At 63.1% G+C, this 21506-nt stretch carries 17 protein-coding genes and 1 tRNA gene; 6 read left to right on the top strand and 12 right to left on the bottom strand.

Going from position 1 to position 21506, the window contains the following annotated elements; genetic code table 11:
* Positions 1-3 precede the first annotated feature (3 nt).
* The 3 genes from ACROUL_RS11530 to ACROUL_RS11520 are packed head-to-tail and all read right to left on the bottom strand — an operon-like array spanning position 4 to position 3443.
* Positions 4-2379 carry a xanthine dehydrogenase family protein molybdopterin-binding subunit gene (locus ACROUL_RS11530; RefSeq protein ID WP_431299617.1) on the bottom strand — a complete coding sequence of 792 codons (2376 nt, stop codon included), beginning with the start codon at positions 2377-2379 and terminating at the stop codon, positions 4-6.
* Positions 2380-2390: 11 nt separating this feature from the next.
* Positions 2391-2876 (bottom strand): (2Fe-2S)-binding protein, encoded by a 486-nt coding sequence (locus ACROUL_RS11525; RefSeq protein ID WP_431299616.1) that lies wholly within the window; start codon positions 2874-2876, stop codon positions 2391-2393.
* A gap of 45 nt (positions 2877-2921) precedes the next feature.
* Complete coding sequence (locus tag ACROUL_RS11520) at positions 2922-3443, bottom strand: CoxG family protein (RefSeq protein WP_431299615.1); 522 nt, start codon at positions 3441-3443, stop codon at positions 2922-2924.
* A 272-nt stretch (positions 3444-3715) separates the two neighbouring features.
* Between ACROUL_RS11520 and ACROUL_RS11515 the strand changes: the two genes are divergently transcribed.
* The 3 genes from ACROUL_RS11515 (at position 3716) to ACROUL_RS11505 (ending at position 6112) form a co-directional block, all read left to right on the top strand.
* A complete protein-coding gene (locus ACROUL_RS11515; protein ID WP_431299614.1) occupies positions 3716-4180 on the top strand; it encodes a transglycosylase SLT domain-containing protein in 465 nt (154 codons plus the stop codon).
* Positions 4181-4274: 94 nt separating this feature from the next.
* Positions 4275-5204, top strand: coding sequence for a diacylglycerol/lipid kinase family protein (locus tag ACROUL_RS11510; protein WP_431299613.1), 930 nt, complete (start codon positions 4275-4277; stop codon positions 5202-5204).
* Positions 5201-6112 carry a metallophosphoesterase family protein gene (locus ACROUL_RS11505; RefSeq protein WP_431299612.1) on the top strand — a complete coding sequence of 304 codons (912 nt, stop codon included), beginning with the start codon at positions 5201-5203 and terminating at the stop codon, positions 6110-6112. Before ACROUL_RS11510 ends, ACROUL_RS11505 begins: the two co-directional genes overlap by 4 nt.
* Here the strand turns inward: ACROUL_RS11505 and ACROUL_RS11500 are convergent.
* The 7 genes from ACROUL_RS11500 to ACROUL_RS11470 all read right to left on the bottom strand — a co-directional run bounded on the left by ACROUL_RS11500 (position 5996) and on the right by ACROUL_RS11470 (position 18808).
* Positions 5996-7528 (bottom strand): trimethylamine methyltransferase family protein, encoded by a 1533-nt coding sequence (locus tag ACROUL_RS11500; RefSeq protein ID WP_431299611.1) that lies wholly within the window; start codon positions 7526-7528, stop codon positions 5996-5998. The genes ACROUL_RS11505 and ACROUL_RS11500 overlap by 117 nt on opposite strands.
* A gap of 98 nt (positions 7529-7626) precedes the next feature.
* Positions 7627-9249, bottom strand: a complete 1623-nt coding sequence (locus tag ACROUL_RS11495; RefSeq protein ID WP_431299610.1) for an alpha-D-glucose phosphate-specific phosphoglucomutase — start codon at positions 9247-9249, stop codon at positions 7627-7629.
* Entirely contained in the window at positions 9246-11369 is a 2124-nt protein-coding gene (gene glgX, locus ACROUL_RS11490; RefSeq protein ID WP_431299609.1) for a glycogen debranching protein GlgX, read from the bottom strand. The genes ACROUL_RS11495 and glgX overlap by 4 nt, the downstream gene beginning before the upstream one ends.
* On the bottom strand, positions 11366-12823 hold the full coding sequence (gene glgA / locus ACROUL_RS11485; RefSeq protein WP_431299608.1) for a glycogen synthase GlgA: 1458 nt from the start codon (positions 12821-12823) through the stop codon (positions 11366-11368). Before glgA ends, glgX begins: the two co-directional genes overlap by 4 nt.
* 70 nt (positions 12824-12893) lie before the next feature.
* Positions 12894-14165, bottom strand: coding sequence for a glucose-1-phosphate adenylyltransferase (glgC, locus tag ACROUL_RS11480; protein ID WP_431299607.1), 1272 nt, complete (start codon positions 14163-14165; stop codon positions 12894-12896).
* Between the two features lie 39 nt (positions 14166-14204).
* Positions 14205-16376, bottom strand: coding sequence for a 1,4-alpha-glucan branching protein GlgB (gene glgB / locus ACROUL_RS11475; RefSeq protein WP_431299606.1), 2172 nt, complete (start codon positions 16374-16376; stop codon positions 14205-14207).
* 23 nt (positions 16377-16399) lie between these two features.
* Positions 16400-18808, bottom strand: a complete 2409-nt coding sequence (locus ACROUL_RS11470; protein WP_431299605.1) for a glycogen/starch/alpha-glucan phosphorylase — start codon at positions 18806-18808, stop codon at positions 16400-16402.
* Between the two features lie 299 nt (positions 18809-19107).
* Here ACROUL_RS11470 and ACROUL_RS11465 point away from each other — a divergent pair, with 299 nt between their 5' ends.
* The 3 genes from ACROUL_RS11465 to ACROUL_RS11455 all read left to right on the top strand — a co-directional run bounded on the left by ACROUL_RS11465 (position 19108) and on the right by ACROUL_RS11455 (position 20015).
* On the top strand, positions 19108-19311 hold the full coding sequence (locus ACROUL_RS11465) for a heavy-metal-associated domain-containing protein (RefSeq protein ID WP_431299604.1): 204 nt from the start codon (positions 19108-19110) through the stop codon (positions 19309-19311).
* 164 nt (positions 19312-19475) lie between these two features.
* Positions 19476-19604, top strand: a complete 129-nt coding sequence (locus tag ACROUL_RS11460; RefSeq protein ID WP_431299603.1) for a hypothetical protein — start codon at positions 19476-19478, stop codon at positions 19602-19604.
* A gap of 66 nt (positions 19605-19670) precedes the next feature.
* Positions 19671-20015, top strand: a complete 345-nt coding sequence (locus tag ACROUL_RS11455) for a TfoX/Sxy family protein (protein WP_431299602.1) — start codon at positions 19671-19673, stop codon at positions 20013-20015.
* Positions 20016-20112: 97 nt separating this feature from the next.
* Here ACROUL_RS11455 and ACROUL_RS11450 read toward each other — a convergent pair whose 3' ends face one another.
* Positions 20113-20748 (bottom strand): hypothetical protein, encoded by a 636-nt coding sequence (locus ACROUL_RS11450; protein ID WP_431299601.1) that lies wholly within the window; start codon positions 20746-20748, stop codon positions 20113-20115.
* A gap of 668 nt (positions 20749-21416) precedes the next feature.
* Positions 21417-21492 (bottom strand) — tRNA-Thr (locus ACROUL_RS11445).
* Between the last annotated feature and the right edge of the window lie 14 nt (positions 21493-21506).

Here is a 21506-nt window from a genome sequence, read left to right as displayed (position 1 = left end):
CCTTTACGCGTTCATTGCCGACCACACCCGCGAGGGTGAGACCGGCATGTCGATATGGTTGATCTTGTGCCCGGCGCGGTGGAGCGCGTCGATCACGGCGTTGACGACCGCCGGTGGCGAGCCGATGGCCCCCGCCTCGCCACAGCCTTTTACGCCCAAGGGGTTGTGCGTGCAGGGCGTCGAACAGGAATGGTCGACGGTGTAGAACGGCACATCATCGGCGCGCGGCATCGCGTAATCCATGTAGGACCCGGTCAGAAGCTGGCCGTTTTCGTCGTAATGTGCGTTTTCCAGCAGGGCTTGGCCGATGCCCTGCCCTACGCCGCCGTGGACCTGACCTTCGACGATCATCGGGTTCATAACGTTGCCGAAGTCATCGGCGCAGGTGAAGGACGCCACCTCGACTTTGCCGGTGTCGGGGTCGATCTCGACCTCGCAGATGTAGGCGCCTGCGGGGTAGGTGAAGTTGGCGGGGTCGTAGAAGGCCGTCTCCTCCAGCCCTGGTTCCAAGGTTTCCAGGGGGTAGTTGTGCGGGACGTAGGCCGAGAAGGCGATCTCGCCGAAGGTCTTGGCCTTGTCGGTGCCTGCCACGCTGAACTTGCCATCGGCGAAGGTGATGTCGCCTTCGGCGGCCTCGAGCATGTGGGCCGCGATCTTCTTGCCCTTCGCGATGATCTTGTCGAGCGCCTTGTCCATCGCCACGCCGCAGACGGCGAGGGACCGCGAGCCGTAGGAGCCCATGCCGAAGGGGATTTTGGAGGTGTCGCCGTGGACGATCTCGACCGACGATTCCGGCACGCCAAGTTTCGACGACACGATCTGGGCAAAGACGGTCTCATGCCCCTGCCCGTGGCTGTGCGCGCCGACCATGACGCTCAGGTTGCCGGTGGCGTTCACCCGCACGGTTGCCGCGTCGTAAAGCCCGACGCGGGCGCCGAGGATGCCCACCAGATGCGAGGGCGCTATGCCGCACGCCTCGATCCAGGTGGACAGGCCCATGCCACGGAGTTTGCCCTTGGCTTTCGATGTGGCGGCGCGCTTTTCAAACCCGGCGACATCAGCCAGTTGCATCGCCTTGTCGAGGGTCGCGTGGTAATCGCCGGTGTCGTAGGCTAGGCCAACGGGCGTGGTGTAGGGGAACATGTCCTTCGTGATGAAGTTCTTGCGCCGCACCTCGAACGGGTCGAGGTTCAGCTCGCGGCACAGCTTGTCGACCGCGCGTTCGATGGAATAGGTCGCCTCGGGGCGGCCTGCGCCGCGGTAGGCATCGACCGGGGCGGTGTTGGTGAACACGGTCTTCACGTTCACATAGACGTTCGGCACCTTGTAGGGACCGGCCATCAGCGTGCCGTGCAGGAAGGTCGGCGTGACGGTCGAGAAGTTCGACAGATACGCGCCGACATTGGCCAGTGTGGTGGTGCGGATCGCGATGAAGTTGCCTTGAAGGTCGGAGGCAAGCTCGATCTTGGTCACGTGGTCGCGGCCGTGGGCATCACTGAGGAAGCTTTCCGAGCGTTCTGCCGTCCAGCGCACCGGGCGGCCGAGCTTTTTGGCGGCGGCCAGCACGAGCGCCTCTTCGCCGTAGTGGTAGATCTTTGAGCCAAAGCCGCCGCCCACGTCGGGGGCAACCACGGTCAGCTTGTTTTCCGGGATGCCGAGGACGAAGGCCGCCACCAGAAGCCGCGTGAGGTGCGGGTTCTGGCTTGTGGTGGTCAGCTTGTAGTCGCCGGTGCCGGGGAAATACTCTCCGATAGACGCGCGCGGTTCCATCGCGTTCGGGACCAGGCGGTTGTTGATCAGTTCTACCGTGGTGACGTGCGGCGCCGACTTGATCGCGGCATCCACCTTGGCGCGATTGTCCTCGATCCAGCCCCAGTCGTAGCAGACGTTGTCAGGGATCTCGTCATGCACTCGGTTGGCAGGGTTTGCGACCGCGTCGGCCATGTTGACGATGGCGGGCAGTTCTTCGATCACCGTGTCGTCGGAAATGGCCTGTGCGGCATCGCGGGCCTGTTCGTAAGTGTCGGCCACCACGGCGGCATAGGCGTCACCGACATGGCGAACCTTGCCATGCGCCAGCACCGGGCGCTTTGGTTCACGCATCGGCGTGCCGTCGCGTGAGTTGATCAGCCAGCCTGCGGGGTTGCCACCTACAGCGGCAAAGTCGGCCCCGGTGAACACGGCCTGCACGCCGGGCATGCTTTCCGCCCGCGCGATGCCGACCGACGCGATCTTGCCGTTCGCCACGGTGGAGCGCACCATTACGGCATGAAGTTCGCCATGCAGCGTTATGTCATCGGTGTAGACCCCGCGCCCGGTCAGAAAGCGGATATCCTCGCGCCGCTTCGAGCTGGCGCCTATTCCTGAATCCTTCGGCATTCTTCTCCCCCCTATTCCGCGGCCACGGCGCTGACGTCCTGCCCGGAGGCAGCCATCACGGCCTTGACGATGTTGTGGTAGCCGGTGCAGCGGCAGATGTTGCCTTCAAGATAATGGCGCACGTCATGTTCGCTGGGCTTTGGGTTTTCAGCCAGCAGGGCTGCCGCCGACATCACCATGCCCGGCGTGCAGAAGCCGCACTGAAGCCCGTGATGATCCTGGAACGCCTGCTGGATCACGCCAAGCGAGCCGTCGGCGTTGGCCATGCCTTCGATGGTCTTGACCGAGGCGCCCGCCACATCCTGCGCGAAGACCGAGCAGGATTTGACGGCCTTGCCGTCGACATGCACCACGCAAGCGCCGCATTGGCTGGTATCGCAGCCGATATGGGTGCCGGTCATGCCCAGCCCCTCGCGCAGGAACGCCGACAGCAGCGTCCGCCCTTCCGTCTCGGCCGAAACGGACTTGCCGTTCACGGTCATCGTGACCTTCGTCATCGTCTTCCTCCCTTGTATTGCCTTTGCGGTCCGCGCTTGCAGGGGTCAGCCCCCAATCAACCGTTTGAACCAGCCTTTCTTCTTTCCATCCGTCTCGTCTGTTGCGACGACCTCTTCCTCCGCTTCCGGCCCCTCCACGGCCTCTTGGAAGCGGGCGAAGAAATCGTCGGCCATCTTCTTGGCAAAACCGTCGATTATGCGGCTGCCAAGCTGGGCGATCTTGCCGCCGACGCTGGCATCGACGTCATAGGTCAGGCGGGTGCCATCCGCGATCGGTTCCAGCGTTACCACGGCGCCGCCCTTGGCAAAGCCCGCAGCGCCGCCCTTGCCCTCGCCCGAGATTTTCACCGAGCGGCCTTCGTCGATGTCGGTCAGGTGAACGACGCCGGTGAAGCGCGCCTTGACCGGCCCCACCTTCTGCACCACCGCCGCCTCGAAACCGTCCGCGATGCTGCCGGTCAGGCTTTCGCAACCGGGTATGCATTCCTTGAGCACGTCGGGATCGAGGATCGCGCGCCACACGGTTGCCGGATCAGCCTTGATCTCGCGGCTGTCAGTCAGTTTCATTCTGCGCGTCCCTCCCCTGGTCGCTTTCTTGCCGCTCGCTTCGTGGTTTGGCCTCGCGGTCTCGCAGCCGCAGGACAAAGAGCGATGAAATGTCAGCAAAGAATGAAGCCAGCCTAGAGCGCCATTTTGCATCTGGCTACCGGGCAGTTGGCCATGATCGCAACAATTTCACGCGAGGTTTCGCCAAGCCGCCGTTGAGCGCCCGGCAATTGCTTCACAAGCGCGCGCTTGGGCGATAGGGAACCCTAGGATGCAATCAAGGGAGGGACCCCATGCACCTATCGCGCCGCGCGGCGATGCTTTTGGTCACGGCCAGCGTTCTTTCGGCCTGCGGCGGGTCCAGCCGTCGGCCAGAGGTTTCCAGAAGCAGCGTCAGCGGCAAGACGCCCGAGATGAACGCGCTGGTGCGCAAGTATGCCCGCGTCCACGACATTCCCGAAAGTCTGCTGCACCGGGTGATCATGCGCGAAAGCCGGTACGATGCCGGAGCGCGCAACGGGCCCTACTACGGGCTGATGCAGATTTTGCCGCAGACGGCGCGAACGATGGGGTATCGCGGATCGCCCGAGGGGCTTCTGGATGCCGAAACCAACCTCAAATACGCCGGGCGCTATCTGCGTGGCGCGTGGCTGGTGTCGCGGGGCGACGAGGACGCGGCGGTGGGGTGGTATGCGCGCGGCTATTACTACGAGGCCAAGCGGCTGGGCCTTCTGGAGGAAACCGGTCTGAAGGGCTGACGGAACGAGCGGCGGCGATGCTGCGTTGCAATTCGGGCCGGAGGTGCCCAAGTGATGCAGATGCCAGACACTTCCCTTACCAACCGGCGCCGCTATGCCCAATGACCGCGCCGCGGGGCCGGATATCTGTGTCATCGCCAATTCGAAGTCAGGCACCGCGAACCGCGAGGTTCTGGACAAGGCGCTAGCGGTCTTCGGGTCGCGGGCGGTGTTGCGCAGTTTTGAGGGCGATCCCGCACCCGTTGCCGAACAGGCGGTGCGCGATGGGTATCCGATCATCGTCGCGGCCGGGGGTGATGGCACGGTGGCCGGTGTCGCCCATGCGCTGGCCGGGACAAAGGCCGCGATGGCGGTGCTGCCGATGGGCACGTTCAACTATTTCGCGCGCGGGCTGAACACGCCGACGGACCCAGCCGAGGCGGCAGCCGCGATATTGGCGGGGGAAACCCATGCGATTGCGGTCGGCACGGTCAACGGCCGGGTATTTCTGAACAACGTGGCGCTGGGCCTTTACCCCGCCATGTTGGACGACCGCGAGGCCACCTATCTGAGGTTTGGCCGCAGCCGGATTCTGGCGCATTGGTCAGCGTTGCGCACGATCCTGCGGTTGCAGCGCCCGATGCGGTGGAGCTTTGTGATCGACGGGGTGACGGTGGTGCGCCGCACGCCGATGATCTTCATCGCGCGGTCGGCCTACCAGCTTGACCAGTTCGGGCTGTCGGGCACCGCTGCGATCAGCGAGGACCGCTTTGCTGTCTATATTGCGCGGCAGTCGACGCGGCTGGGGCTGCTGAAGCTGGCGTGGCGGTTGTTGCGGGGCAAGGTCGATCTGTCGTCGGATGTGGAGCTGATCCAACCGAAGACGCTGGTCATCGACCGGCGCAAGCGCCGCAACATCCGGATTGCCTATGATGGCGAGCGCGAGAAGATGGCCCTGCCCCTGACCTTTGCGATCGACGCCGATGGGCTTTCGGTGATCCTGCCGCCGGAAAAGGCGGTGATGGTGAAGGAGGCGGCGTCGTGACGCGGCTTTTGCACATCTCGGACCTGCATTTCGGGGCGGTGGATGCGGGGCTGTGCGAGCCGCTGCTGGCATTGGCCGAAGCGCTGCGCCCGGATGCGGTGATCGTGTCGGGCGACCTGACGCAACGAGCGCAAGTGGACGAGTTTCGCGCGGCGGCCGACTATCTGGCGCAGTTTGCCGTGCCGGTTCTGGCGGTGCCGGGCAATCACGATGCGCCGCTGGTCAATCTGGCCGAACGCCTGCTGACCCCGTTCCGCCGCTATCGCCGGCATTTCAGCGATTTGGTGGAGCCGAAGTTGACGTTGCCGCGCGCGGTGATCGTGGGCGTCAACACCGCCAATCCACTGGTCTGGAAGGCGGGGCGGCTGTCGCCCGCCTCGGCCGCCCAGCTGGCCGAGGGGTTTCGGGTGGTGCCGGCCGGAATGGCACGGGTCGCGGTCCTGCATCACGCGCCGATGCCGGCGGCGGACGGAACCCCGGCCGACATCCGTGATCCTGCTGGCGTTATTGCCGATCTGGTCGCAGCGGGAGTGGAGGTTGTGTTGTCGGGCCACACCCACATGCCGCATTTCACCGTGGCCGATACGGCAGCGGGCATCTTGTTCCTTCAGGTTGGCACGGCGATATCGACCCGGCTGAAGACCGGGTTGAACGATGTGGGCGTGGTCGACTTCACCGCGAACGGGGCGACGGTGCAGTCGTGGGTGGCGGGGCCGGACAAAATGTTTCGCCAGACCACCGAACAGCGGTTCAGCCGGGTGGACGGGCGCTGGCAGCTTGAGGCGGCGGCCTCAATACCAGGCGTCGGCCATGTCGGCCTTTCGGCGGGCGACGAAGTCGTGCAGCCCGTCACGGACGCCGTCATCCAGAGCGGGGGCCTCGAACTCGGCAAGCCGCCGCTTCCATAGGGTGTTGGCGCGGGTCGCGGCATCGGTGGACCCTGCGGCCTCCCATTTTTCATAGGGTTCGTTGTCGGAAAGCTCGCTGTCCCAGAACGCGGTCTCGTAGTGCTTCATGGTGTGGCTGCAACCGAAGAAGTGGTTGCCGGGCCCTACCTCGGCAAAGGCGTCCACCGCCAATTGGTCATCGTCGATCTTGATGCCGTCGAGATAGGAATGGAGCGCGCCGCAGAGGTCGGCGTCCAGCATGAATTTCTCGTAGGACATCGACAGCAGGCCGTCGAGGAAGCCTGCGGAATGCAGGATGAAGTTTGCCCCGCAATGCACGGCGGCCAGCATCGACATGGTGCCTTCCATCATCGCCTGCCCGTCTGGCAGTTTCGAGGTGGTGAAGTTGCCTGAACAGCGCAGCGGCAAGTTCAGGCGGCGGGCAAGCTGGCCGATCACCTGTGATCCGATTGCGGGTTCTGGCGTGCCGAAGGTGGGCGAGCCGGAGCGGAGTGACATCGACGACAGGAAATTGCCGAAGATCACTGGCGCGCCCTTGCGCTCCAGTTGTGTCAGCGCACAACCGGCCATCGTTTCGGCCAAGGATTGCACGATGCCGCCCGCGTTCGTCACCGGCCCCATCGCGCCGCCGAGGATGAAGGGCACGATCACCGCCGCCTGATTGGCGCGGGCATAGGCGCGCAGGGCATTTGTCATCGTGCCGTCCCAGACGAGGGGGGAGTTCACGTTGACGTTGCCAAGGATGACGCAGTTCTGGTCGACGAAATCGCGGCCGAAGACGATGCGGCTCATCTCGATGCTGTCTTCGGCGCGGGATTCCGCGGTGACCGACCCCATGTAAGGCCGGTCGCTGAGTTCGATATGCGCCAGCACCATGTCGAGGTGGCGCTTGTTCACGGCGATGTCGGTCGGTTCGCAGATCGTCCCGCCGGAGTGGTGGAAGTTAGGGGATGACTGCGCCAGTTTGATGAAGTTGCGGAAATCCTCCAATGTGCCGAAGCGGCGGCCGCGGTCGAGGTCCATCACGAAGGGGCTGCCGTAGGCGGGCGCGAAGACGACGTTCTTGCCGCCGATTTCCACCGAATTCGTAGGATTGCGGGCGTGCTGGGTGAAGGTGGAGGGCGCGGATTTCAGGATCTCGCGCAGCATGCCGGGCGGGAACTTGACCAGCAGGCCCTGCACATCGGCGCCGGCCTTGCGCCAGAGGTCCAGCGCCACCGGGTCGTCGCGAAACTCGATCCCCGTTTCGGCCAGGACGCGGTCGGCGGCGGCTTCGATCCGCAGCAGGTTTTCTTCCGACAACACGTCATAGGTCGGGATGTTGCGCACGATGTAGGGCCGCCCCGGCCCCGCCTTTGCGGACCGCTGCACCTGCCGCGCCTGCCTGCCCGACCGAACCGCTTTGACCTCGTTCATCGCCATCCCCTCTGCCAAACTCGACATAGGTGTCAGGTTTGTCGGTTACGGACCTTGAGTCTGCGCCATTAGCGACACTTGACGCTTCGGATTTGCTGTCAGGTCACCACGTTCGGTTCGCGGCGCCCGGTGTGGGCTTCGATCCCGGCAAGGCCGTGCGCTGCGCGGATTACCGGGGCAAGCGCGACCTGCGCATCAAGATCAAGACCGTCCGGCCCGGCGGCGTAGCGTTCGAGGTAGACCCGCAGCGTCGCGCCTTCGGTTCCGGTGCCAGACAGGCGATAGACGATGCGGCTGCCATCGCTGAACATCACCCGCACGCCCTGTTTCGTGCTGACTGAGCCGTCGACCGGGTCAGTGTAGGCGAAATCATCAGCGGCGCTGACGGTCATGCCTTCGATCTGGCGGCCCGGCAGGCCCGAGAGGCTGGCGCGCAGGGCCGCGAACATCGCGTCGGCCTTGTCGGTGGCAATCGCCTCGAAATCATGGCGGCTGTAGTAGTTGCGCCCATACTTCGCCCAGTGGTCCTTGAGGATTTCTGCGACGGACTGCTTGCGCACCGCAAGGATGTTCAGCCAGAGAAGGATCGCCCAAAGACCGTCCTTTTCGCGCACATGGTCGGAGCCGGTGCCGAAACTTTCCTCGCCGCAGATCGTGGCCTTTCCGGCATCGAGCAGGTTTCCAAAGAACTTCCATCCGGTCGGCGTTTCATACTTGGCGATCCCCAGCGCGTCGGCCACCCGGTCGGCGGCGGCAGAGGTCGGCATCGACCGTGCGACACCCTTGAGGCCCGCCTTGTAGCCCGGTGCCACATGCGCATTGGCGGCCAGCGCGGCAAGGCTGTCGGAGGGCGAGACATAGATGCCGCGCCCGACCACCATGTTGCGGTCGCCGTCACCATCAGAGGCGGCCCCAAAATCAGGGGCATTCGGCCCAAACATCTCGTCCATCAGGGTCTTGGCCCAGGTCGGGTTCGGGTCGGGGTGCATCCCGCCGAAATCCGGTAGGGGCGTCGCATTGATGACTGTGCCTTTTGCCGCACCAAGGCGGTTTTCCAGGATCTCCACCGCGTAAGGCCCGGTGACGGCACACATCGAATCCATTCGCATCCGGAAGCCGCCCGCGAACATGGCGCGCAAGACGGGGAAGTCGAACAGGGTTTCCATCAGCGCGGCGTAGTCGGAGACCGGGTCGACCACGTCGACGATCATGCCGCCAAGATCGTGCCGCCCGATGTGGGAAAGATCGACATCATGCGCCTCGAGGACCTTGTATTCGGTGATTTCGGTCGTGCGCTGGAACATCGCCTCGGTCACGCCTTCGGGTGCGGGGCCGCCATTGGGCATGTTGAACTTGACCCCGAAATCCTCCTCCGGCCCGCCGGGGTTGTGGGAGGCGGACATGATGATGCCGCCATCGGTTTTGTTGAGCCGGATCAGGTGGCTGGCGGCGGGTGTCGACAGGATGGCCCCCTGCCCCACGATCATCCGGGCCGCGCCGTTGGCCGCCGCCATCCGCAGGATTACCTGAGCCGCCCGGTCGTTGAAGTAGCGCCCGTCACCTCCGAGGACGAATGTTTTGCCCTGACAACCAATCACATCGAAGATCGACTGGACGAAATTCTCCAGATAGTGGCGGCCCATGAACACCGGGGTCTTTTTGCGAAGGCCCGAGGTTCCGGGCTTCTGGCCTGCGATCGGGGCGGTCTTTACGGTGGTCATGCGTGGTCTCCCTTTGGGGTTCCGGTGAGGGCGCGGAACAGAAGGACGGAATGGGCGGGGGCCTCGGACACCGGCGGGCCGGAGGTCAGGTCGGGTCGCGTGGTATCCAGCAGCAGCTCCCACCCCGGCGCGGTATCGGGCAGATGGAGCGCGGTGGCGGGCCCGGCGTTGAACACGGCAAACACCGCCTCGCGGCTGGGATCGCCGCCTTCGGCCGCCATGCGCAGTTCGACGCAGAGGCAGCGGAACGAGGGGTCGTGCCATTCCTCGGATTGCGGCACGGTGCCGTTCGCGCGGCGCCAGATGACATCGGGCGTCTTGTCGGTGGGGCGCTGCCGGGCGTGCAGGAAGCGGCGCTGGCGCAGGACTGGAAGCGATTTTCGCAGGACAGCGAGGCGGCCGACAAAGGCGAGAAGCCCTGTGTCGGGATTTGACCAGTCGATCCAGCTGACCTCGTTGTCTTGGGCGTAGGCGTTGTTGTTGCCGCCCTGCCCGTGGCCGATCTCATCCCCCATCAGCACCATCGGCACACCTTGCGCAATCATCAGCGTCGCAAGAAGGTTGCGCTTGCGCAGGGCGCGGGCGGCCTGAACCTTGCGGTCTGCTGTCAAGCCTTCGACGCCCAGATTGTCGGAATGGTTTTCCGAATGGCCATCGCGGTTATCCTCGCCGTTGGCGAAGTTGCGCTTGATGGTGAAGCTGACCAGATCATCCAGGGTGAAACCGTCGTGGCTGGTGATGAAGTTGACCGACGAGGTTGCGCCTTTGCCGGAATGGTCGAAGCGTTCGGCGCTGCCCAGAAGCCGCGCGGCAAGGTCGCGCGTCATGCCGGCGTCGCCCTTCCAGAACCGGCGCAGGCCGTCGCGGAACTTGTCGTTCCATTCGTGGAAGGGGTGCGGATAGCCGCCAAGCTGATAGCCGCCGGGGCCAATGTCCCAGGGTTCCGCAATTAGCTTGACGCGGCTGAGGGTCGGGTCTTGGCGGATCGCATCGAAGAAGCCGCCGTTCGGGTCGAAGCCATGCGCCTCGCGCCCCAGGGCGGTAGCAAGGTCAAAGCGGAAGCCGTCAACATGGGCGACCTCGACCCAATAGCGCAAGCTGTCCATCACCATGCGCAACACCATCGGGTGTGTCACGTTCAGCGTGTTGCCGGTGCCAGCGTCGTTGACGTAATGCCGCCCGCCGCCCGCCAGACGGTAATAGCTGGCGTTGTCGAGGCCGCGGAACGACAGCGTCGGCCCCCATTCGTCGCCCTCGGCGGTGTGGTTGTAGACCACGTCGAGGATAACCTCGATCCCGGCCGCGTGCAGGCGGCGGACCATGGTCTGAAACTCCCACAGCGCGCCTTTAGACATGTAGCGCGGTTCGGGCGCAAAGAAGGCCAGCGTGTTGTAGCCCCAGTAGTTGCGCAGCCCCTTTGCGACCAAGAAACGGTCGTCGATGAAGGCTTGCACCGGCATAAGTTCGATTGCGGTGATGCCGAGTTTTTGCAGATGTTCGATCACCGGGTCGGAACACAGCCCTAGGTAGGTGCCGCGCAACTGCTTGTCGATGCCGGGATGCAGGGCGGTCAGCCCCTTCACATGCGCCTCGTAGATCACCGTGTCGCTGCGCGGCGTGCGCGGCGCCTGATCGTTGCCCCAACTGAACGAGGGGTCGGTGACCACGGCCTTCGGCACGGCAAAGGCGCTGTCGCGGGTGTCGTAGGACAGATCACCACGCGGGCTGCCGATCTTGTAGCCCATTACCGCGTCGGACCATTTCAGCCGCCCTTCCAGCGCGCGGGCGTAAGGGTCCAGAAGCAGCTTGTGCGGGTTGAAGCGGTGACCCTGTTCGGGCGCATAAGGCCCATGCGCGCGAAAGCCGTAGACGGTGCCCAGCGTCAGCCCGCCGACATGGATGTGCCAGATGTCGCCGTCGCGTTCGCGGATCGGCAGGCGGGCCAGTTCCTTGCGGCCATCGGGAGAAAAGAGGCACAGCTCGATCATCTCGGCATGGGCGGAGAAGACTGCGAAGTTCACGCCGTCGCCGGTGAAACTGGCACCCATCGGCCAAGGGCGACCGGGACCGACCGCATGGCCCGACAGGCGCACAGGCAAGGACACCGTCTGTGGCGTCACGCGATTAACCTTTCGTATAGGTCGGCATAGGCCTTGGCCGAGGTTTCCCAGCCGACCGGATGACGCATGGCGTTGGCCTGCAGCCGCGTCCAGGTCGTGGTATCGGCATGGAGCGTCAGCAGTTGCGACAGCGCCTGCCCGAAAGCCAGCGCGTCGACCGGGTGGAACTGGAGGCCGGTCGCCACCCCCGCCATCAGCGTCGCCGGAGAGGCGCCGATCACAGTGTCGGCCAGCCCTCCGACCGAAGCGACGACAGGCAGTGTGCCGTAGCGCAGGCCATACATCTGGGTCAGGCCGCAAGGTTCAAAGCGGCTTGGCACAAGGACGGCATCGGCGCCGGAAAAGAACCGGTGCGACAGCGCCTCGTCATAGCCAATCCGCACCGCGACGCGGCCCGGGAACTGCGCGGCCAGCCCGCGCATCGCGCCTTCCAGCGCCGGATCGCCGGAACCAAGGACCAAAAGCCCGCCGCCGCCCAGCACGAAATCGGGGATCACGGCAGGCAAAAGGTCAATGCCCTTCTGATCGGTCAGGCGGCTCACGACGATGGCCAGCGGCCCCGGCACTTCCAGCCCGAACTCGGCGCACAAATCGGCGCGCGCCTTGGCCTTCCCAGCGAGCGACGTCACCGAATAGGGCACAGGCTCCGCCTCGGGCGACCAGACGGAAGTATCGACGCCGTTCAGGATGCCCGAGACCTGCGCCGCCCGTGATGCGATCACGCCTTGCAGGCCCATGCCAAACTCCGGCCGCATCAATTCGGCCGCGTATGTGGGCGACACGGTGGTCACCCAGTCGGCCGTCACCAGCCCGGCTTTCAGACTGGAAAGCCCGCCGTAATATTCCAGCGCGCCGGGGTGAAAGGCCTCCGCTGGCAGGCGCAGCGTGCCCAGCATCGATGCGGGAGCCCAGCCCTGAAAGGCGATGTTATGAACGGTGATCACCGATTTCACCCCACCTGCGCCTTGATAGGCAAGGTAGGCTGGGGCGAACCCGGCCTGCCAGTCATGCGCGTGGAGGATATCGGGCTTCCAGCCGTCCAGCCCTTCGCGCGCGATCCGGGCCGCGACCCATGACAGGGCTGCGAACCGGATAGCATTGTCGGGATGGTCACCGGTTGCGTTGGAATAGGGCCCACCGTCGCGGTCATAAAGATGCGGCGCATCGAGGAGGAGAAGGCTCAAGCCCGCCACCTCGCCCGCCAGCACCCGCCCGGTACCGCCGAAAAGGTCATGTTCTTCCCAGACCACCGGCCAATTCGCCGCCCCGGCCCTGAGCGACCGGTACGCCGGCAGCAGAACCCGCATTTCCCAACCGGCCTTAGCCAGGGCTTCGGGCAAGGCGCCGACCACATCGGCCAGCCCGCCGGTCTTTATCAAAGGCACGCATTCCGACGCCACCGAAAGCACGCGACCGCGCTGTTTTTGCCCGTGAATTACCCGTGCCCCAGCCATTTCATCAGTCCTCAAATATCCCGCAGAGGTCCGGGGGACGCAAAGCCCCCCGGCTTCCTCCTGTCCGCCTTCAGGACAGCGCCCGCGCCCGCGCGTCAAGCATATCTTGCGTGATCAGGACGATACCTCCTTCGGACCGACGGAACCACTTGGCGTCCTCCTCCGGGTCGGCGCCCACAACCAGACCTTCGGGAATGATCACGCCACGGTCGATGACGCAATTTTTCAACTCGGCCTTGCGGTGCACGATGACCTGCGGTAGCGCCACGACATATTCCAGCGTCGAATAGCTGTGCGTCCGGACCCCGGTGAACAGAAGCGAGTTCGACACCGCCGAGCCCGACACGATGCAATCGCCAGACACCAGCGAACTGACCGCCGAGCCGCGACGCCCGTCCTCGTCATGGATGAATTTCGCCGGCGGCACGATCTCGGCGTAGGTCCAAATCGGCCAGGCGTTGTCGTAAAGGTCCAGTTTCGGCACGAAATCGGTCAGGTCAATGTTGGCCTGCCAGAACGCGTCGATGGTTCCGACATCTCGCCAGTAGGGTTCGGTTTCCAGACCGCTTTTGACGCAGCTGTCGGCGAACTTGTGGGCCACGGCCTTGCCGTTCTTGACGATGTCCGGGATCAGATCAAAGCCGAAATCGTGGGTCGAGTTGTCGTCCTGCATGTCGCGGATCAGAAGGTCGCGCAGGAAGGCCCAGTCGAAGACATAGATCCCCATCGAGGCCAGCGCATGATCCGGGTCGCCTGGGATCGCGGGCGGGTCTTTCGGTTTTTCCAGAAAGGCGGTGATCTGCATCGACTTGTCGACATGCATCACACCAAAGGCGGTGGCTTCCATTCGCGGCACGGTCAGGCAGCCGATGGTCACATCCGCGCCGCTGTCGACGTGCTGGCGCAGCATAACCTCGTAGTCCATCTTGTAGATGTGGTCGCCGGCCAGCACGATCACGTACTTGATGCCGTAGCTGTCGATGATGTCGATGTTCTGCGCCACCGCATCGGCTGTGCCACGATACCAGTTCAGCTCGTCCATGCGCTGGCTGGCGGGCAGGATGTCGAGGTATTCGTTGCGTTCGGCGCGAAAAAAGTTCCAGCCGCGCTGGCAATGACGGATCAAGCTGTGGGCCTTGTATTGCGTGGCGATCGCCATCTTGCGGATGCCCGAGTTGACCGCGTTCGACAGCGCGAAGTCGACGATCCGGGTCTTGCCGCCAAAATAGACCGCAGGCTTTGCCCGCCGGTCGGTCAGTTCCTTCAGCCGGCTGCCGCGCCCGCCCGCAAGGACAAAGGCCATCGCTTGCGATGACAGACGCTGATTGGGTCTTGGTTGCATCCTTATCCCCTCCCTTGGGTGCGGGTTTTTCCCGCGACTTCAGTCCTTTTGCAGATAGATCGCCGCAAGCGGCGGCACCGTCAGCACCGCCGATTGCACCTGCCCGTTCCAGGGCGTCTTTTCCGTGGTCACTCCTCCCAGATTGCCACGGTTGCCGCCGCCGTAGATCGCGGCATCGGTGTTCAGGATCTCGCGCCATGTGCCGGCGTCGGGCAGGCCCAGCCGATAGGTCCGCTCCAAGGGCGTCATGTTGACAATGGTGACGACCGGCTTGTCCTTTGCACCACCGCGCCGGACCCAGGCGTAGACGCCCGCCTCGGCATCGTTGGATTCGAGCCACTGGAAGCCCTCGGGCCGCGTATCGTTGACGTGGAGCGCGGGCGTGTCGCGGTAAACGCGGTTGAGGTCGCGGACCAACGACTGCACGCCCTTATGTTCTGCAATATCAAGCTGATGCCAGTCGAGGCTCTGATTGTGGTTCCATTCGGCGCCTTGCGCGTACTCCTGCCCCATGAACAGCAGTTTCTTTCCCGGATGCGCCCACATGAAGCCATAGTAGGCACGCAGGTTGGCAAACTTTTCCCACGCCGTTCCCGGCATTTTCGACAGCATGGAGCCTTTGCCATGCACCACTTCGTCATGGCTGATCGGCAGGAAGTAGTTTTCCGACCACGCGTAATGCAGCCCGAAGGTCATCTGGTGGTGGTGGTATTTCCGAAACAGCGGGTCTTTCTGCATGTAACTGAGCGTGTCGTTCATCCAGCCCATGTTCCACTTGAATCCAAAGCCGAGGCCGCCGTGATTCACCGGGCGCGACACGCCGGGGAAGGCGGTCGATTCCTCGGCCACCGTCATGATGCCCGGCACTTCACCGTAGGCGGTGATGTTCATGTTCTGCAAAACGGCAATCGCCTCGTAATTCTCGCGCCCGCCATCGCGGTTGGGAACCCATTCGCCGTCCTTGCGGCTGTAGTCGCGGTAAAGCATCGAGGCCACGGCATCCACGCGCAGCCCGTCGATGTGGTATTCCTCCAGCCAATACAAGGCGTTGGAGACGAGGTAGTTCTTCACTTCGACCCGGCCGTAGTTGTAGATCAGGGTGTTCCAGTCCTGGTGGAAGCCTTCACGCGGGTCTTGATGTTCGTAAAGCGCGGTGCCGTCAAAGCGGCCAAGGCCATGCGCATCGGTCGGGAAATGGCCCGGCACCCAGTCCAGCAGAATGCCGATCCCGTGGCGATGCGCGGCATCGACGAAAGCGCGGAATTCGGTGGGCGTACCGTGGCGGATGGTGGGGGCAAAGAGGCCAACGGGCTGGTAGCCCCATGATCCGTCAAAGGGATATTCGCTGACCGGCATCAACTCGATGTGGGTGAAGCCCATGTCGGCAACGTAAGCGACAAGCTGGTCTGCCAGTTCGAGATAGCTCAACATGCGGTCGCCCGGCGCGCGGCGCCATGAGCCGAGATGCACTTCGTAGACCGAAATCGGCGCGTCGACGGTGTGGTGGCTGGCGCGGGTCTTCAGCCAGTCGGCATCCCCCCAATCACCGCCGATTTTCCTTACAACAGAAGCATTCGCGGGCGGATGTTCAGATCCGAAACCAACCGGATCGGCCTTTAGCGGCATGAGCGCGCCGCCCGGTCCCTTGATCTCGTATTTGTAGGTCGCACCCTCGCCCAGGCCGGGAACGAAGATTTCCCAGACGCCGGTCGGGCCGCGGCGGCGCATCGGGTGGCGGCGGCCGTCCCAGATGTTGAAGTCACCGACGACGGACACCCGCTCGGCATTCGGCGCCCAGACAGCGAAATGTACGCCCGCCACGCCCTCATGCGTGATGAGATGCGCGCCCAGCACCTGCCACAGGCGCTTGTGCGTGCCTTCGCCCAGAAGATATTCGTCCAACTCTCCCAAGACCGGACCAAAGCGGAACGGATCGTCGAATTCCCACGTGTTGCCATAGCCTTCGGCGCGGAACCTGTAGGTGACGTTGCGCGCCATCTGATGGGTGAAGAGGCCCGGAACGCCCGGATAGTGCACCGCTTCATCTGCCTTCTTGCCCGTCAGCACCCAGAGCCGTTCGGCCCCCGGAACAAAGGCCGTGATCTCCCACGTCTTGCCTCGCTTGTGCGGGCCCAGCACCGAAAAAGGGTCGCCATGCCAGCCGCCGGCAATCGCCTCGGCAGCGCCGTGTTCCAGCAAAGTCTCAGCCATGCTTTCCTCCCCCGAAAAGCGCGTCAGAGCGCGGATTTAACTGACCATATCTCGTCCATGTAACTGCGGATCGTCCGGTCAGACGAGAAGAAACCGCTGCGAGCCGTGTTCAGTGCCGCCATTTTCAACCAACGGTCGCGGTCGGCATAGGCGCGATCCACCTCGCCTTGTGCGGCGTGATAGGCATCAAAGTCGGCCGCGACCAGGAAGTAGTCGTGGTGCCAGACGCGGTGGACAAGGCCGTGGTAGCGGTCCGGTTCGTCGGGGCTGAAGCGGCCTTCGGCTATCATCTGCAGCACGTCCTGCAACGGCTGGCTCGCCTCGATCGCCTTGCGGGAATGGTCGGGGTCTTCGCGGCGCTTTGCGACTTCGTCGGTGGTCAGGCCAAAAAGGAAGAAGTTTTCCGCCCCCACTTCCTGCAGGATTTCGACGTTGGCACCATCGAGAGTCCCGATCGTCGGTGCGCCGTTCATCATGAACTTCATGTTGCCGGTGCCGGACGCTTCTTTCCCAGCAGTGGAAATCTGCTCCGACAGGTCGGCTGCCGGGATCACCCGTTCCGCCATGCTGACGTTGTAGTTGGCCGGGTAGATCACCTTCATAAGATCGCCGGTCGCCGGGTCGTTGTTGATGACCTGCCCCACGTCATTGATAAGGCGAATTATTTCCTTGGCGACGGCATAGCCGGGCGCGGCCTTGCCACCAAAGATGCGGACACGCGGCACCCAATTCCCCTTCGGATCCGACCGCACCTTGTGCCAATGCGCGATGGTTTCCAGAATGTTCAGAAGCTGGCGCTTGTATTCGTGGATTCGCTTTATCTGCACATCGAAAAGCGCGTCCGGGGACACGGTCACCCCGAGGTCGCGCTTGATCCATGCGGCCAGATCCTGCTTGTTCTGGCGCTTGGCCGCGTCGAAGGCGTGGCGGAAGCCCGCATCCTCGACATGCGGTTCAAGCTCGCGCAGGCGGTCGAGGTTGTCTTCCCAACCTTCGCCGATGGTATCGGTGATCAGCCCCGAAAGCGGGCGGTTGGACATGCGCAGCCAGCGGCGGGGCGTGACGCCGTTGGTTTGGTTGATGATGCGGCCCGGATGCAGGCGGTTCAGTTCGGGAAAGAGGCTTTTCTTCACCAGATCGGAATGCAGCGCAGACACCCCGTTCACCTTGTGCGACATGACGAAGGCAAGTTCGCCCATCCGCACTTCCTGATGCTTGACGATACCGACGTAATGCGGCCGGTTCGGATAGGCGCGGCGGTGCCAGCTGTCGATCCGCTCCACGATCTGCATGTGGCGCGGCAGCACGTTGCCGAAGGTGAAGGTCGCCCAGCGTTCCAGCGCTTCGGGCAGCAGGGTGTGGTTGGTGTAGCCAAGGCAGGCGCGCGCTGTGGTCAGCGACTCGTCGAAAGTAAGCCCATGCACGTCGGTCAGCAGACGGATCAGTTCCGGCCCCGCGATCGCAGGGTGGGTGTCGTTCATCTGGATTGCCACATACTGCGGCAGCAATTTCAGATCGAAATGGCTGGCAAGGAAGCGGCGCAGGATGTCTTGCAGTGCAGCGGAGGTCAGGAAGAACTCCTGCTTCAGGCGCAGTTCCTTGCCCTGATAGGTGGTGTCATCGGGGTAAAGCACGCGCGCCAGCGTCCGCGCCAGCGTTTCGGGTTCTGCCGCAGCGGTGTAATCGCCGCGGTTGAAACGCTCCAGATCGAACTGGGTGGTAGGCTTCGCGGCCCAAAGGCGCAGCGTGTTGGCCCACTTGCCTTTCCAGCCGACCACCGGGGTGTCATGCGCCTCGGCAAAGACGGTTTCGCCGGGGAACCAGACGTCCTTGCCATCGCGGGTTTCGACATGACCCTTGAAGCCGATGGTATAGGCGGATTCGGGGCGCGCGAATTCCCAAGGGTGGGCTTGTTTCAGCCAGTCTTCCGGGGTTTCGACCTGCCGCCCGCCCTCGAACCGCTGGCGGAACAGGCCGTGTTCGTAGCGGATGCCGTAGCCGTAGGCGGGGCAGCCAAGCGTCGCCATCGATTCCATGAAACAGGCCGCCAGACGGCCAAGCCCTCCGTTGCCAAGCGCGGCATCGGGTTCGTCGGCGATGATCGTCTCGATGTCCTGGCCAAGGTCTGCCATCGCGGCAGTCGCCACGTCGTTCAGGCCAAGGTTGATCGTCGCATCTTCAAGGATCCGACCGATCAGGAATTCCATTGACAGGTAGTAGACCCGCTTGCGGTCCTCGGCCCAGGTCCGGCGTGTGGAAGCGAACCAAGGTTCCACGATCCGGTCGCGGATCGCGTAGGACAGCGCCATCCGCCAATCGTACGTGGAGGCGTTTTGCGTGTCCTTGCCGATGGTGAACGTCAGGTGCCGCAAGATGTCGGCCTTGAGGACATTCGGGGCAAGGCTCTGTTCGGTCACGGGTTTGTCCAGCAAATCTGTTCTCTTCGTTGGAGCCTAGGCAAAGGCAGAGACGTTTCAAGTGGTCTTGGCAGGGAATGCCGGCAACAACCTGACAGAAAGCCCAAACCGCTTTTGGTGTTACCGCAATCAGCAGCGATTTCCAATCGGTTTTATCATTCTCTGTGAGAGATTTGCCATTTCCAAACCGCTTTGGAAAGATGACGCCCGCAAGCCCTTGCAGCGAAAAGGAAAGCGCCGATTGACGTAATTGCCCTTGAACTTGGCACGCGCCAGCCATTCATAAGACAAAGCTTTTGCATAAAGGTGATAAGATGACCACGCTGTCTGTTCCCGACATGTCCTGCGGCCACTGCAAGGCGACTGTCGAAGCCGCGCTAGCGCAGGTGGAGGGTGCGGGGGCCGTCACGGTTGACCTGACCTCGCGCAAGGTCACGACCGCAGGCCCCGCACCAACGCCGGCCCTTCTGGCCGCGCTGGATGCGGCGGGCTATCCGGCCGAAGTCGTGGCTGGCTGAACCGCCGCCTTTCCGCGCACGAGGACGTGATCGGCGAAGTGTTGCGCGCGTCGCACAGTTCGGCCAGTGCGTCGCAAAATCGTCATGATGCCGCCTTGCCTTCGCCCAAGCGCCCGGCAAAGTGGTCAAATCATCGCGCAAGAGCCAGCAGACGGAGCAGTTAAATGGCCAAGAAACCTTCCCCGCAACAACAGGGTGGGTCGCAGACGCCGCCCCAGCAGCAGACCCAGCAATCGGGCTCCAGCCAGCAGCAGGGCAGCCAGACGATCTTCCGGGACTGGGCCGCGATCTGACAACGTCCTACCCCGCCAACGGGCCAGCCAACAGGCTGGCCTTCGTCATTTGAGGCAGGCAATCCAGTGACTGATCCCGTCTCGTCAATCCCGAACCTTGGCCCAGCGTCAGAAGTGGCCTTTGCGAAGGCCGGGATCACCTCGGCAGACGAGATCCGCGCCCTTGGCCCGGACGATGCCTATAGGCGGCTTTTGTTGTCAGGCTCACGACCGCATTTCATCGGATATTACGTGCTGGTCATGGGGCTGCAGGGCCGCCCGTGGAACGACTGCAAGGGCGACGAAAAGAAAGCCCTGCGCAAGCGGTTCGACGCACTTGTCGCCTCGCTGAACGGCACGGAGGCGAAGGGCCGTTCCGATCTTGAGCAGGCACTGCAATTTTTCGGCGTGGTCGAGCGACCGAAGGCGTGAGGAAGGGTGGCTCGGCAGGCGGATCATGACAATGCGGCCGCAGACACCCGATGGCAGGCTCGACTGAAACGCGCACGAATTTACGCGAGCGCGAGATTCATGCCGGCGGCCGAGTTGCCGCCACAACTGCGGAGCTGGCGCGGTTGATCCAGTAAGCCGACCAAACGGCCAGTCCTACGAACTTCAGGCCATCTTCAACGATTACCTCTTTGGATGAATATTCGAACAGGATATCCACAACAACTGACGAGCCCAAAAGTGCAATCGCAAGCATGAGACCAGCGGTCGGTTGCCGGAAAAGCGCCACTCGGTGGAATATCGCAATACCGATTGCGATAAGAAAGTAGACGATAAACACCAAGCGCTCGGGAAAGCCCAGCAGGTTGGGAAAAACCTCTTCATGCAGCATCAGCAGATCATCCGTTGCAAGCAGCAATCCAAAAAGGCCGATAGCGCGCAAGAGAGCCGCGTCATCGCGGGTATGGGCCGATGCAAAGAGGCAGATCATCCCCGCGCTGAAGGTAGCAAGAATTCCGACGTATGAAATGAGCCCCACAAACGGCGAAAACTCGAAGATCACGGCCGGATCGCGCAGATACGTGGAAACTTCGGCTTGAGCGCGCAGGGTGACAACCACAACGAACAAGGCGAAGAGTGTGGCAGCCCCGAACGCTATCGCAAGGCAATTCGAAAGTCGAAAACCCCTGCCGAACGCAGAAATGGATATCGTCATAAAAAATTCCTTTGACACATACTCGTTACAGGACGGTAGTATCCTCGAAAAATAGAAGAACTCCATTTTCACATCGTGGCCCGCGTTTGGCAGCTAATCAAGATATTTTTTGTAACCAGCGTGGTGGCTGCTGGGACCTTCTTCCCGGTTTGTCCTCGTTCAGACGTTGGTTCTGGTAAAGGTTTGGTCTTTTGCGGACCGCTTGAGGCATGCCCGCAGGGTCAGCCCTTGGAGGCTCGTGTGCGGGCGGTGATGAGTGTAGTCGTTACGTCATGCCGCGATCAACGCTTCAGCGTCGGCGACCCGGATGGTACGCGTCGCTCTGCGCAAGGCGGCTGCCGACGCCCAGCTGCGCGCCGACGAAGACCCCGTGACACCGTTTTTGTCGTTTGGTGGCCCGCGCTAGCCCGCCGCGCGGACCAGCGCCAGTCCACCCTGCGGCCAGTCCACCCTGCGGCCAGTCCACCCTGCGGCCAGACCAGTAGTGCGACTTGAGCTCCCAAGGCTTCATTCTGGCACGTCACAAGGCAAGTCGTCATCGGCACCACCGCGCAGATTTCGCGGGAGGGGTGCACCTGATGGCCAGCCGCCTTGGCGTTGCGCCAAATGTCAGAGTGACGCGACCTGAGATTCGTCGCATTGAAAAAGTTTGCCAAGCGTTTGATTATTGGTGCCCCCAGCAGGACTTGAACCCGCGACCCCCTGATTACAAATCAGGTGCTCTACCAGCTGAGCTATAGAGGCATAACCTTCAAATA

Source organism: Tabrizicola sp. BL-A-41-H6 (genome assembly GCF_050632395.1).
GTDB lineage: Bacteria > Pseudomonadota > Alphaproteobacteria > Rhodobacterales > Rhodobacteraceae > JAUYQR01.
This window is presented reverse-complemented; position numbering and strand designations above follow the sequence as displayed.